Origin of the sequence: Streptomyces sp. NPDC021012, from assembly GCF_044333355.1 — a bacterium.
Lineage (GTDB): Bacteria > Actinomycetota > Actinomycetes > Streptomycetales > Streptomycetaceae > Streptomyces.
In genome coordinates, this window is record NZ_JBIRQU010000027.1 from 1 (window position 1) to 12,675 (window position 12,675).

General features: G+C 71.5%; 10 protein-coding genes and 1 pseudogene. 9 read left to right on the forward strand and 2 right to left on the reverse strand.

Annotated elements, in window-relative coordinates:
* Positions 1-314: 314 nt before the first annotated feature.
* The 3 genes and pseudogenes from ACH4TP_RS39785 to ACH4TP_RS39795 all read left to right on the forward strand — a co-directional run bounded on the left by ACH4TP_RS39785 (position 315) and on the right by ACH4TP_RS39795 (position 1,686).
* On the forward strand, positions 315-917 hold the full coding sequence (locus ACH4TP_RS39785) for a lipocalin family protein (protein ID WP_398190254.1): 603 nt from the start codon (positions 315-317) through the stop codon (positions 915-917).
* A 149-nt stretch (positions 918-1,066) separates the two neighbouring features.
* Positions 1,067-1,360, forward strand: a pseudogene (locus tag ACH4TP_RS39790) (lycopene cyclase family protein); the annotation flags it as partial.
* A 107-nt stretch (positions 1,361-1,467) separates the two neighbouring features.
* Positions 1,468-1,686: a sigma factor-like helix-turn-helix DNA-binding protein gene (locus ACH4TP_RS39795; protein WP_398440658.1), complete on the forward strand. Its 219-nt coding sequence runs from the start codon at positions 1,468-1,470 to the stop codon at positions 1,684-1,686.
* Here the strand turns inward: ACH4TP_RS39795 and ACH4TP_RS39800 are convergent.
* A complete protein-coding gene (locus ACH4TP_RS39800) occupies positions 1,619-3,022 on the reverse strand; it encodes a glycosyltransferase (RefSeq protein WP_398440659.1) in 1,404 nt (467 codons plus the stop codon). The genes ACH4TP_RS39795 and ACH4TP_RS39800 overlap by 68 nt on opposite strands.
* 143 nt (positions 3,023-3,165) lie before the next feature.
* Here ACH4TP_RS39800 and ACH4TP_RS39805 point away from each other — a divergent pair, with 143 nt between their 5' ends.
* Positions 3,166-5,289 carry a glycosyltransferase family 4 protein gene (locus ACH4TP_RS39805; RefSeq protein WP_398440660.1) on the forward strand — a complete coding sequence of 708 codons (2,124 nt, stop codon included), beginning with the start codon at positions 3,166-3,168 and terminating at the stop codon, positions 5,287-5,289.
* 146 nt (positions 5,290-5,435) lie between these two features.
* Complete coding sequence (locus ACH4TP_RS39810; RefSeq protein ID WP_389238960.1) at positions 5,436-6,824, forward strand: aspartate ammonia-lyase; 1,389 nt, start codon at positions 5,436-5,438, stop codon at positions 6,822-6,824.
* Between the two features lie 112 nt (positions 6,825-6,936).
* Here ACH4TP_RS39810 and ACH4TP_RS39815 read toward each other — a convergent pair whose 3' ends face one another.
* Entirely contained in the window at positions 6,937-8,310 is a 1,374-nt protein-coding gene (locus ACH4TP_RS39815; protein ID WP_398440661.1) for a pre-peptidase C-terminal domain-containing protein, read from the reverse strand.
* Between the two features lie 359 nt (positions 8,311-8,669).
* On the opposite strand from ACH4TP_RS39815, the gene ACH4TP_RS39820 reads away from it, so the two are divergent.
* The 4 genes from ACH4TP_RS39820 to ACH4TP_RS39835 are packed head-to-tail and all read left to right on the forward strand — an operon-like array spanning position 8,670 to position 12,551.
* A complete protein-coding gene (locus ACH4TP_RS39820; protein ID WP_398440662.1) occupies positions 8,670-9,611 on the forward strand; it encodes an ABC transporter substrate-binding protein in 942 nt (313 codons plus the stop codon).
* 2 nt (positions 9,612-9,613) lie between these two features.
* On the forward strand, positions 9,614-10,576 hold the full coding sequence (locus ACH4TP_RS39825) for an amino acid ABC transporter permease (protein WP_389238954.1): 963 nt from the start codon (positions 9,614-9,616) through the stop codon (positions 10,574-10,576).
* On the forward strand, positions 10,573-11,337 hold the full coding sequence (locus ACH4TP_RS39830; protein ID WP_389238952.1) for an amino acid ABC transporter ATP-binding protein: 765 nt from the start codon (positions 10,573-10,575) through the stop codon (positions 11,335-11,337). The genes ACH4TP_RS39825 and ACH4TP_RS39830 overlap by 4 nt, the downstream gene beginning before the upstream one ends.
* A complete protein-coding gene (locus tag ACH4TP_RS39835) occupies positions 11,334-12,551 on the forward strand; it encodes a M20 family metallopeptidase (RefSeq protein ID WP_398440663.1) in 1,218 nt (405 codons plus the stop codon). Before ACH4TP_RS39830 ends, ACH4TP_RS39835 begins: the two co-directional genes overlap by 4 nt.
* Positions 12,552-12,675: the final 124 nt, after the last annotated feature.

Consider the following 12,675-nt stretch of genomic DNA (forward strand, 5'->3'; position numbering starts at 1 on the left):
TCCAGGAACGGGACCACGTCGTCCGGGCCCTCGGGGCCGCCGAAGGAGAGCAGCAGCAGGGCGTCGTACGGGGCGGGATCGTGCTGATCGGACATCGGGAGTTCCTCGGGTAAGGCGGACGGTTCGCTACGGGTCCTTCTGCGGGTGGCCCGGCAGGGATGCAGCGCGCCCCGTACGAGCGACCACGGGCGAGGCCGAGGCCGTGGGAGAGGAGGGAGGGCGACGGACCGGACGCACGGGTGCGGAGTGCTCATCCGCCGGAGCGCTCGGTACGGAAGAGCTTCCCACCGACACCTTCGAGGAGCATCCAGCACATGCGTCGACGTCTGCCCGCCGCGGAGCACGTCTCCGCTGCCCTTCTCACCACGGCCCTCGCCTCCCTGGCACTCGTGCCCACCGCCACGGCGAGCCCCGACGGTCCGGCCCGCGCCGTCGGCACCGTCGACCTCGCCCGCTACACCGGAGCCTGGTGGCAACTCGCTGCCGTGCCGCAGCTGTTCGAGCTCCAGTGCGCCAAGAACGTCAAGGCGGTCTACGGCACGACCGGACGCGGCAGGGTCGCGGTGACCAACAGCTGCACGACCTGGCTGGGCACCCCCAGCCTGATCACCGGTGAGGCCCTGCCCCTCGACGCCACGAACGCTCGCCTCAACGTCTCCTTCCTGCCCGGGAAGGCCGGCTACCGGCACGGCACCGAGGCCAACTACGTCGTTGCAGGCCTGGGACCCGCGTATGAGTGGGCCGTGGTGACCGACGAGGACCGTACCTCCGGCTTCGTCCTGGCCCGCACCCCGCGCCTCGATCCGGCGCGGACGGCCGACGTCCTCCGCGCGATCCGGGGAGCCGGACTCGACCCCCACGACTTCCGCACGACCCGCCAGGACGGCGGGGACACCACCTGGCGCCTCGCACCCTGACGGACCGCCCCGCAGAGCAAGCCAGGCGGCGCGTTGACCCCACTGGAGCACCGGAGGACAGCCCGCCCCGCCCGGGGGTAGCCCTCACCCCGGCGTGCGCCCCCGGCGCGCCGCCCCTTCTTCCCGGACGACGAGAGGGGACAGGCCCCGTGCGCTGCGACGTCGCCACCATCGGAGCAGGGGAGGCGGGGCTGTCCCCGGCCTGGCGGCCCCTCCCACCCAGCCGGGTACGCCTCCTCCAGCACTTCAAGGGCTGGTTCCTGCGCTCCGAACGCCCCGCCTTCGCAGCCGACACCGTCGATCTCATGGACTTCCGCACTCCGCAGCCGCCGCAGGGGCTCTCCTTCGGCTACGTGCTGCCGCTGTCGCGGCACGAAGCCCTCGTGGAGTACACCGAGTTCAGCCGGGAGCCGCCCACAAGGCGGCCGACGCGTCGGGGGCTCTGCTCCGACACCGCGAAGGAGTCCGTCGTCTGACGCGGGGCCCGGCCCCGGAGAGACCCGACGCCTCCACGCGTGCCGTCGAACGCCTCGGCATCGTCCCCCCCCACATGGCCGATCTCCCGGCCGACCGCCGCGAGATCCTCTTCCTCGCCTACTACCGGCGGCTCACCCAGCCGGAGATCGCGCGGTGCCTGGGTCTGCCGCTCGGCGCGGTCAAGAGCCACACCAGGAGGGCACTGCGAGCGCTCGCCCTCGTCCTCACCGAACGCGCGGGACCGACGGTGCGGCGGAACGTACGCCATCGGTCCCGGACATCTCCCGGATGAGCCCGCGCGCCGTCCAGGCCGGACCCCGGCGCCCGACCCACCGGGACCACCGGCCGATACTCGGGAGCGGTTCGTCGAGCAGCAGCCGCAGGGCCTGCCCGGCCGAGCGCTCGTCCAGTCGGGAGGGGGAGATGCACCGGGCGACACCGGCCCGCTCGGCGTCGTGGGCGATGGCGAACTGGTCGCTGGAGAAGGGCAGGACGAGGGCGGGCACGCCGGAGGCCAGACACTCCGTGAAGGAGTTGTTCCCGCCGTGGTGCACCATCGCGTCCACCTTCCCCAGCAGCCACCGCTGCGGCACCGTCGCGTCCACGTGGACGCCGGGCCCCGCGAGCGTGGACAGGACCGCCGCCCGGTCGCCCGCCGCCACCACCGCGGCCGCCCCGGGGACATGGGCGCGCAGCCCCTTCACGAGCAGCGCGAGGACGTCGTCACGGGCGGAGAGGAACGTCCCGAGGGCGATCAGCACCAGGCGGTCGTGCCCGGCCCTGAGCCGCCGCACCACCTCCTCCCACTCCGGGCCCGGCTCCGGCTCGGTCTCGGGCACGCAGTGCCCTCCGTAGAGGAGCGACGGCCCGTTCTCCGGGTGGCCCGGCAGCCACGGGAACTCCGGGTAGGTGAACGCCACGGCGTACCGGGAGGTCAGCGCGAAGGCGCGGCCCGTGGGCCGGGCCTCCGGGGCGTGGACACGCGCCACGTCCGCGAAGCGCCGGGTGAACGCCGTCTCCACGGCTCCCGCCGCCGCGCGCAGCTGCGCGAGCTGATCCTCCCCGGGCCTGATCTCCCGGGGCCACGCGTAGGGCACGCCGAACGGCACGTCGTCGGAACCCGGGACGTAAGTGGGATGCCCCGGGCAGAACGTCGCGTAGCGCAGGCCCAGGCAGTGCAGGGCGAGGGTGACGGGATAGCTCAACTGGTCGACGACGTACCAGTCCGGGCGCAGCCGCGCGTCCAGGGCGCGGAGCGCGGCCAGCGTCCCTTCGGGATCTGACAGCATGTCCCGGCCGCGGTGACGGGTCTGCGTGAGCAGCGTGGACACCGGCCCGCGCCGCGTGGAGTCGAGGAACTCCTCCAGGCGCTCGGCTTCCCCGGGCGCCTGCCGGGTGCTGCGCGCCACTCCGGTGTTCGCGTTCCGCGTCACGGTCAGCGGTACGAACGCCACACCCGCACGGGCCGCGAAGTCCTCGAAGGACGGCCCGGACGCGAAGACCACGTCGGCGCCCTCGCGGGCCAGTGCCCCGGCCAGCACGGAGAGCGGCTGCGCATGGGAGGCGAAGGGAGGGCTGATGACGACCACGCGTGGTGCGTGTCCCGGGGTGACTGTCGATGACTCCATGTCGAGCGGTTCGTCCCTCCCGGGCCGGTCGGATGCGCCGGCGGGGTGGTGACCCCGTCGGCCCCGTGATCACGGCTCGTGCATCCGGCACCCGGATCGTCGACGAAGAACTGCACGCCGACCGTCGTCGACGAGGAGAAGCGATGAACCGCTCCCACACCGCCCCGGCTCGCGCGGTGCCCGCAGGTCACCACCCCCTGCGCGCCGGCTCGCGTACGGTCGCGGGCGAACCGTCCGAGCCGTTCCTGGCCGTCCGCGCCGCGCACTGGCGAGCGCCCCTGACCGGCGAGGCTCCTGGCTGGCCGGGCACACCGCACCTGCTCGCGGAACTGGTGCGCGCCGAGTACCGGGGAGGCGACTCCGCGACCGACCCCGCGGTCTTCGCGACGCCCCGTGACCTCGTGCTGGCGCGGCTGAGGCGGCTGGTGCGCACGGGAGGCGTTCCGACGCCGGCCGAGTGCGTCCGGCTGCTCGACGGCTGCGACCACACGCGAGCCGCCGTCTTCGACGCGTGGCAGGACGTCGTCCGGCAGTTCGGCCCGACGAGGGCGGAGGCCGCCCTGAGCGTCGGCCTCCGGACCGGGGCCGCCCCGGAGGAAGCGGTCACGGCGATGCTGGACCTCGCCGAGGCAGCCGCGCTGCGCCCCCTCACCCGCACGGAGCTCCGCGCGGCCGCGAGCGCGCCCGGCCGCCGGACGCGGCACGCCGCGTGGCGTCTCCTCTCCGCGACGGGCGGGCAGTCCCTCATACCCGACGTCCGCACGGCCGGGGACGCGTACGAGCGGACGCTCCTCACCCTGCTCGGCCGGGGCCCCTCGGCCGACCGGGTGCGGGACGAGCCGCGCCACGGCATCGTCGTCGCCCAGTCCATGCTGCTGGGGCGCCTCGACCGTCCGGGCGAAGGCATGAGCGGCGGCCTCGGCGTACTCCTCAGCTCTCTCGGAGACGCCCTCGCGGGCACCGAGCCCGTCGCCCGTGTGCTCACCGTCGTCACGGCCTGCACGCCGGAGCTGGAGGCCGACCCCGTACTGCTGCGGCGGCGAGCCCCGGGACACTGGGTCCTCAGGATCCCGGTGGACAGCGAGAACCAGCTCCGCCCCGACGAGTTCGGAAGGCACCGGGAGGCCATGGCCTGGTGGGCCACCGCACTCTTCGCCTCGCTGGCCACACCGGTCGACGTCCTGCACGTCCGCTACGCGGACGACGGCTCGCTCGCCCTCGCCGAGGCCGCCCGCAGGGCCGGGACGCGCGTCGTCTTCACGGCCACCCCGGACCCGCACCGGCAGCTGACCGAGCGGTACGACACCCCCGCGGCCGACGAGACGGCCCTCCGGTACGACCTGCACCGGGTGTTCGTCGCGGACCGGCTGGTGGAACGCGCCGACCGCGTGGTGGGCATCGCGGGCCGGGACGGCGGGGCGACGGAACTGCTCGGGTACTTCCCGCAACTGCTGGACCGGAACGGCGAGGGCGTGCCGAGCGCGCCCCCGGAGGGCATCCCGCCGTACCTGCCGCCCCCTCAGGAGGCGGCGAGGCGGGTGGAGCTCCTCCGGACGATCGACGAGGCCGTCGCGGCCGTTCCGGAGCCCGCGGACGGCGGCGCTCCGGCGGTGCTGCTCAGCGTGGGACGGCTCCACCCGGTCAAGCAGCAGGACCTCCTGGTCCGGTCCTGGATCGGCTCCGGGTGCCATCGGCATGCGGCCCTGGTCCTCGTCGGCGGCAGCCCGCATGCCGGCGACCCCGTCGAACGCGCGATGCGCGCACGCGTCGAGGACGCGCTCCGCGCCTGCCCCGAGGCGCGACGGCGGCTGGTCCTCCTGCCCGCCCTCTCCAACGCGGAGGTCCGGATGCTGGAACGGAGCCTGGCCGATCCGGCGCGGCGGTCCCCCGCGCGTTACGTGTGCGCCAGCGTCAAGGAGGAGTTCGGACTCGGGCTCCTCGAAGCCATGGAGGCGGGGCTGCTCGCGGCGGGACCGCTCCGCGGCGGCGTACCGCACTACCTCGTCGACGGCCACAACGGGCTCCTGATCGACACCTCCCGCGCGGAGACACTCGGCGACGGACTGGCCCGCCTGCTGGCCGTCGACGCCGAGTCGGCCTCGGCGATGGCCACGCGGGCCCAGGCGCTGGTCCGTACCACGTTCTCGTCCGCCGCCATGGCCGGGACGCTGGCCGAGCACTACGCCGCGGTCGCGGCGGCCCGCCCGTACACGGTCGACGGGAGCCGCGTGTCCGCCGCCCCGGCCGTAACCGTGTGCGCCCCCTGACCCGGACCGATGCCAGGGCGCCGGTCCGGATGTCCACCCGGAGAAGTAACAGGCGATTCTGATTGCCACTTGCGTGGCGATTCTGTAATGCACGAAACTCTGCGGTGTACGGCAGAGGCCAGGGTGTCGAGAGCGAAGGAGCGAGGATGGGGCGCGAGGAGAAGGACCTGATCGGCATGCGAGAGGTGAGGGAGGACGTCTACTGGGGCATCCACACCCTTCGCGCGCTGGAGAACTTCCCCCTCACGGGCCTGCCCCTCGCGGTGCATCCCGAGCTCGTCGCGGCGCTCGCCGCGGTGAAGGAGGCGGCCGCACTCGCCCACCTCGACCTCGGCACCCTCCCCGAGGACAGGGCGCGCCCCGTCGTGGCCGCCTGCCGGGAGATCCGGGAGGGGCGGCTGCTGGACCAGTTCGTCGTCGACGTCCTCCAGGGCGGGGCGGGCACGTCGGCGAACATGAACGCCAACGAGGTCATCGCCAATCGCGCCCTGGAGCTTCTGGGGCAGGCGCGCGGCAGCTACGAGCACCTGCATCCGCTCGACGACGTGAACCGTTCCCAGAGCACCAACGACGTGTACCCCACCGCCGTCAAGCTCGCCCTCCACTCCGCCGCGGGGAAGCTGCTGGACGGCATGGCGGTGTTGCGCAACGCCTTCGTCGAGCGGGGCGGGGCGTTCGCGAAGACCGTCAAGCTCGGCCGCACCCAGCTGCAGGACGCGGTGCCCATGACGCTGGGCCAGGAGTTCGACGCGTTCGCCCTCACCGTGCGGGACGACGCCGACTTCATCCGCCTGGCCGCCGATTCCCTGCTGGAGGTGAATCTGGGGGGAACGGCGATCGGCACCGGTCTCAACGCGGACGACGGCTTCGCCCGTCTCGCCGTCCACCACCTCGGCGCCCTCACGGCCCTTCCGGTCCGAGCCGCCCGTGACCTGGTCGAAGGCACCCAGGGCGTGGGCGGTTTCCTGCGGCTCTCGGGGTCCCTGAGGCAGTTCGCCCTGCGCCTGTCCAAGATCTGCAACGACCTCAGGCTGCTCGCCTCCGGCCCCGGGGCGGGGCTCGGGGAGATACGTCTGCCGGAGCTGCAGGCGGGATCGAGCATCATGCCGGGAAAGGTCAATCCCGTCATGCCGGAGGCCGTCAACCAGGTCTGCTTCGACGTCATCGGAGCGGATGCCGCCGTCTCCGCAGCGGCGCAGGCCGGCCAGCTCCAGCTGAACGCCTTCGAGCCCTTGATGGCCCATCACCTGCTCAACTCCGTCAACCGCCTCGACGCGGCCTGCCGGCTGCTGGCCGAACGCTGCGTCCTCGGCATCGAGGCCGACGAGGAACGGCTGCGTGTCCTGGTGGAGAGGAGCGCCGGTCTCGCCACCGCGCTCAACCCGGTGATCGGGTACCAGCGGGCCACGGCCCTGGCCCGGGAGTGCCGGGCGACGGGCGTTCCCGTCCGGGAGCTGGCGGTGCGCGAAGGGGTGCTCCCCGAGGGTGAGGTCGACCTTCTTCTCGACCCCCTGCGCCTGGCCCGCCCCAGGTAGGACACAGGGCACGGGGTACGGGGCCGTCCCGCCGGTGGGCGCAACGGCCCCGCAGACAGCCCCGCGCGGGCTCGACCACCGTCCGGTCGGGCCCGCGCGGGACGCGGTCGTCTCAGCTCTTCGTCACGGTGCAGGTGTACGTCGCGGAGCCGGAGCCGCTGTAGGCCTCCATGTCGAGGTAGTAGGTGTCCGTACCGGCGCCGGTACGGGTGAAGGACAGGGACTCGTCCGTGCCGGCGCCGTTGTTGACGGACCGGTCCAGGGTGCTCCCGTTCGCGTCGAGCCAGTAGAGGTCGGCGTCGTAGGCCGAGGGGACGGCGCAGTTCACCGAGACGGTCTGCCCGCTGTTCACCGACAGCTTGAAGTAGTCACGGTCGTCGGTCGACGCCATGCCGCCGGTCAGAGACCCGGGGGAGGCGAGCCCGGTCGCGTCGTCAGCGGTGTCCCGGGTGTCGTTGGGCTCGCTCTCGGCGAGCGCGGCCCCGCCGCCCTGGCTGCCGCAGTCGGTCACCGGCGTGCCGCTGTAGAGGTTCGCGTCGGCGACGCCGTTCGTGACGCTCCGCAGGTAGTAGCCGCACGTCGGGCGGTTCTTGAAGTCGAAGGCCGAGCCGGGCGTCAGGCGCCAGATCTTGAAGCCCGAGTAGGTGAGCGGCTTCTTGTCGACGGCCTGCTCGGGCTGGTGGTCGGCGAGGACGACGTAGGCGTCCTTGCCGTACTGGGTGGCCGTGCCGTCGCGGTCGAGGTAGAGGGAGCCGCCCTCCTCGACGCCCACGCCCCAGGCGGCACCTCCGGGCGCGAGGCCGTCCTTCACCGAACGGGCGAGGAACGCCATGGTCCGGCCCATCCGGTCACGGGTGACGAAGTGCGAGTCGTTGATGACGGATCCGTAGTTCGGCCACTCGAACATGCCGGTGGTGAAGCTGACGTACCGGTTGTAGGGGTTGGCGAGCGCCTCGGCACTGGTGACGCTGCCGTTGCAGGCGTCGTAGACGATCGGGCTGTTGATGTGGTGCCCCGCACTGCCGCCGCCGGAGCCTCCGCCCTTGGCGACGACCGCCTCGACGGACGCCTCCAGGGCGGTTCCCTTCCAGGCGGCGTACCGGCACTGGTCGCCGCCGGCGAAGTAGACGAACTCGGCGTTGCGGACGTCGGTGTTGACCTGAGGGTTGTTGCCGTCGCTCGCCGCCGTGAGCGTCCACGTCGTACAGGAGTTGACTCCCGGGAGTGCGGTGATCGTGTCGCACTCGGGGGTCTTGCTCCCCGAGGTCGGCGCCGAGCCCGCCAGGACGACGACGTCGAGGGTTCCGGTCCCGCCGCGGATGTCGTCGATGGCCCGGGTCATCGAGGCGGTGACGATGCCCCCGGAGCCGTTCATGGTGAAGGCCGGTCCGTTCCACGCGCTCCTGCTGACGTCGGCCGTGCTGCCCAGCCTGATCCTGTCGGCCGCGGCATGGGCGGGCTGATGCGCCATCAGCACCGATGCCATCGCGGCGAGTACGGCGGCTGTGGAAGTGAATCGGAGTGAACGGAGTGGCATCTGTGCTCCAAGAGGGGGAGGGGTCGATTCCGCAGCGACCAGCTGACCGGGCCGCGGTTGGTAGCGGAACATACAAGTAACGGAGCTGCGCAGGAAGATGTAAGGCAGATTCCGTTGTCCGTGATCCCCAAAGCCCGGAAATTACCCTGCTAAAAAGCGCAAAACGGTCTTCTGTGGGGCCGAGTGAGGTGTGTTACGTGAACGTAATGAGACTTACATCTAGTCAATGAGTGCGGCTGTATGTAACTTCTCTGCTGTGTCTGACGGCCGGATTCCGTCGGCAAGAAATCACCGAGAGGTTCCACGCGATGAACGCTCGTATCGCACGCCCCGCAGCGGCCGCCGCTGCCGCGGCGATCATGCTCGCTTCCCTGTCCGCCTGTGGAGGCGATGACGCCGCCGCCCCGTCCGGCAAGGCCGTCGTCGCCGGTGTGGAGGTCGTCAAGGACCAGAAGCTGCACGACCTGCTCCCCGCGAAGATCAAGGAGGCCGGCAAGGTCCGCGTCGCGACAGACGTGCCGTACCCGCCCTTCGAGATGTACGTGAAGGAGGGGGAGAGCGAGCTGACCGGACTGGACTACGACCTCGGCCAGGCGCTCGGTGCCAAGCTGGGCGTGACCTTCGCCTTCGCCCCGCAGAAGTTCGACGGGATCGTCCCGGCCATCCAGGCCGGCAAGTTCGACGTGGCGATGTCCGCCATCACCGACAACAAGGACCGGCAGAAGGTCGTCGACTTCGTCGACTACTCCCAGTCGGGCTCCGGCGTCCTCGTCGGCGACGGCAACCCCTCCGGGATCGAGAACCTGGACGACCTGTGCGGCCTCAAGGTCGCCGTCCAGGCCGCCACCAACCAGCTCGACCTGCTCAAGTCCCACCAGGACACCTGCGTCAAGGCGGGTAAGGCGAAGGTCGACATCCAGAGCTTCCCCAAGGACTCCGACGCCCAGCTCGCCCTGCGCTCGGGCAAGGTCGTCGCGCAGGTGCTGACCAAGCCCGCCGCCGGCTGGGTCGCCAAGACCGCCGACGCCGGCAAGGCCTTCGACCTGGTCGAGGACCCCGCCGCGCCCGGCGGCTACAACGCCTCGCCCAACGGCATCGCCGTGAGCAAGCAGCTGCCCGAGCTGACGGACGCCGTGCAGAAGGCCCTGCAGGCCCTCATCGACGAGGGCACTCTCACCAAGATCTACAACAAGTACGGCGTTCCGTCGATCGCGGTGAAGGAAGCCACCAAGAACGCATCGGTGGACTGAGCATGATCGACATCAAGACGCCCGCCGACCACCCGGCCACCGGTACGACGAGCCGCCCCGAACCGGAGATCGTGCCCGTCCGCAACTACGGGCGCTGGATCGCCGCGGCCGCTTCCCTGCTCGCCCTGGTCGGACTGGTCGGATCGCTGGCCAAGAACGACAACCTCCACTGGGACGTCGTCGGTGACTACCTCTTCGCCGACCTCATCTTCGACGGTCTGGGCACCACCCTCTGGCTGACGGCCGCCGCCATGCTCCTCGGCCTGGCGCTCGGCACGCTGATCGCCGTCATGCGGCTCTCGTCCAGCCCCGTGCTGTACGGACTCGCCAACGCCTTCGTCTGGGTCTTCCGTGGCACCCCGCTGCTCGTCCAGATCATCTTCTGGGGATACGCCGCGGCGCTCTACAAGTACGTGAAGATCGGTATCCCCTTCACCGAGGTCACGTTCTTCCAGGCCGAGACCAACAGCCTGCTGACCCCGGCGATCGCGGCCCTGCTCGCCCTGGGCCTCAACGAGGCCGCCTACGCCTCCGAGATCGTCCGCGCGGGCATCCAGTCCGTCGACCCCGGCCAGGCCGAGGCAGCGCACTCGCTGGGCATGCGGCCCGGCCTCACCATGCGCCGGATCGTGCTGCCCCAGGCCATGCGCGTGATCATTCCTCCGATGGGCAACGAGACCATCAACATGCTGAAGATGACGGCACTGGTCTCGGTCATCTCCGCCCACGACCTGATGTCCAACATCCAGGACGTCTACGCCCAGAACTACCAGGTCATCCCCATGCTGGTCGTGGCCAGCATCTGGTACCTGGCCCTCGTCACCCTCCTCAGCGTGCCCCAGGCATGGCTGGAACGACGCTACGGACGCGGCACCACCCGCGCCGGACACGTCTCCCCGATCCGGCGCCTCCTCGGCGGAACCACGGAACGGGTCGGCAAGAACAGCAAGGAGCAGAACCGATGAGCACCCCCATGGTGCACGCCGAAGGCGTACGCAAGCACTTCGGGAGACTGGAGGTCCTCAAGGGCATCGACCTCACCGTGGAACGCGGCCAGGTCTGTTGCCTCCTCGGCCCCTCCGGCTCGGGCAAGTCCACCTTCCTGCGCTGTATCAACCACCTGGAGAAGATCGACGGCGGTCGGCTCGCCGTCGACGGACAGCTCGTCGGCTACCGCCAGCAGGGCGACAAGCTCCACGAACTGCGTGAACGCGAAGTCGCCGAACGCCGACGGGACATCGGCATGGTCTTCCAGCGGTTCAACCTGTTCCCGCACATGACCGCCGTCGAGAACGTCATGGAAGCCCCCGTCAAGGTCGGGTCCGTCTCCAAGAACGACGCCCGTGAGCAGGCGCGGGAACTGCTCGCACGGGTCGGACTCGGCGACCGCGCCCAGCACTACCCCGCCCAGCTGTCCGGCGGCCAGCAGCAGCGCGTGGCGATCGCCCGCGCGCTCGCCATGAGGCCCAAGCTGATGCTCTTCGACGAGCCGACCTCCGCCCTCGACCCCGAGCTCGTCGGAGACGTCCTGGACGTGATGCGACAGCTCGCGGCCGACGGCATGACCATGGTCGTCGTCACCCACGAGATCGGCTTCGCCCGTGAGGTCGGCGACACCGCCGTCTTCATGGACGAGGGCGTCGTCGTGGAAGCGGGTGACCCCCGCCAGGTGCTCGTCGACCCGGAGCAGGAGCGCACCCGCGCCTTCCTGTCCAAGGTCCTGTGAGCGTCCCCACCCGCCGGCAGGACCGGCTCGGGCACTTCCTCGACCTGGCCCGGACGCGCCGCCCCGGCTACCTGCGCGACCTGGAGCAGCTCGTCTCCATCGACTCCGGCTCCTACAGCGCCGAAGGCGTCGACAAGGTCGCCGACTGGGTCGAGCGTCGACTGCGGCTGATCGGGTTCGACGTCGAACGCGTCCGCTTCCCGCCCACCGCCGACGGACACCGGACCGGTGACGCCCTCATCGGACGCAGACGCGGTGGCCTTCCCGAGGCGGAAGGAGGCCGCAGGATCCTCCTCGCCGGCCACATGGACACCGTCTTCGAGGACGGCACCGCCGCCGCCCGCCCCTTCCGCATCGACGGCTCCACGGCGTACGGCCCCGGGGTCAGCGACGACAAGGGCGGTCTGCTCGCAGGCCTCACCGCGCTGGAGATCCTCGGGGAGTGCGGCATGGACGCCTACGCCGAGCTGGTCTTCCTCGCCACCCCCGACGAGGAGATCGGCTCCCCGGCCAGCCGCCCCCTGATCGAGAGCACCGCCAGGACCGTGCACTACGGCCTCGGTCTCGAATGCGCCCGTGAGAACGGCGACCTGGTCATCGCGCGCAAGGGCGTCGCGGACTTCCGCCTCACGGTCACCGGCCGGGCCGCGCACGCCGGCATCGAACCGGAGCGCGGAGCCAACGCCGCCCTCGCCGCCGCCCATCTGACCGTCGCCCTGCAGGCCCTCAACGGCCACTGGGACGACGTGACGGTCAACGTCGGGGTGGTCCGGGCCGGCACCCGCGCCAACATCGTGTGCCCCCACGCCGAGCTCCGTGTCGAGGTCCGCGCCGCCACGACGGCCGACATCCAGCGCGTGACCCGGGCCATCCGGGAAGCCGCCGACCACCCGAGCATCCCGGGCGTCACCGTGGAGGTCGAGCAGCTCGACCTGTGTCCGCCGATGGAGGACACCCCCGCCTCGCGACGCATGCTCGACCACGCGCGCCGCGCGGCACACGCGGCCGGCATGGAGCTCGGCGCGGCGGCGACCGGCGGAGTCGGAGACGCCAACCTCATCGCCGGAACCGGGATTCCGGTCCTGGACGGTCTCGGCCCCGTGGGAGGCGCGGACCACACGCCCCAGGAGTGGCTCGACACCACCAGCATTCCCCAGCGCGTCGCCATGCTCGCAGACCTGATCGTCTCCCTTGGCGACAACAGCACCACCTGAACGGCATCGACGCACCGGCGGAGGGAAGGCCCCCTTCTCTCCGCTTGCGCAAAGGCGACCCAGCCGGATCGACCCGGGCCCGCACCGCAAGCCGTAGCCACGGGCCCGTCGACCCCCTCTCCTG

Excerpts from the sequence above, each read along its gene's own strand:
- ACH4TP_RS39785 (WP_398190254.1), top strand. The coding sequence starts at position 315 with ATGCGTCGACGTCTGCCCGCCGCGGAGCACGTCTCCGCTGCCCTTCTC.
- ACH4TP_RS39795 (WP_398440658.1), top strand. The coding sequence starts at position 1,468 with ATGGCCGATCTCCCGGCCGACCGCCGCGAGATCCTCTTCCTCGCCTAC.
- ACH4TP_RS39800 (WP_398440659.1), bottom strand. The coding sequence starts at position 3,022 with ATGGAGTCATCGACAGTCACCCCGGGACACGCACCACGCGTGGTCGTC.
- ACH4TP_RS39805 (WP_398440660.1), top strand. The coding sequence starts at position 3,166 with ATGAACCGCTCCCACACCGCCCCGGCTCGCGCGGTGCCCGCAGGTCAC.
- ACH4TP_RS39810 (WP_389238960.1), top strand. The coding sequence starts at position 5,436 with ATGGGGCGCGAGGAGAAGGACCTGATCGGCATGCGAGAGGTGAGGGAG.
- ACH4TP_RS39815 (WP_398440661.1), bottom strand. The coding sequence starts at position 8,310 with ATGGCATCGGTGCTGATGGCGCATCAGCCCGCCCATGCCGCGGCCGAC.
- ACH4TP_RS39820 (WP_398440662.1), top strand. The coding sequence starts at position 8,670 with ATGAACGCTCGTATCGCACGCCCCGCAGCGGCCGCCGCTGCCGCGGCG.
- ACH4TP_RS39825 (WP_389238954.1), top strand. The coding sequence starts at position 9,614 with ATGATCGACATCAAGACGCCCGCCGACCACCCGGCCACCGGTACGACG.
- ACH4TP_RS39830 (WP_389238952.1), top strand. The coding sequence starts at position 10,573 with ATGAGCACCCCCATGGTGCACGCCGAAGGCGTACGCAAGCACTTCGGG.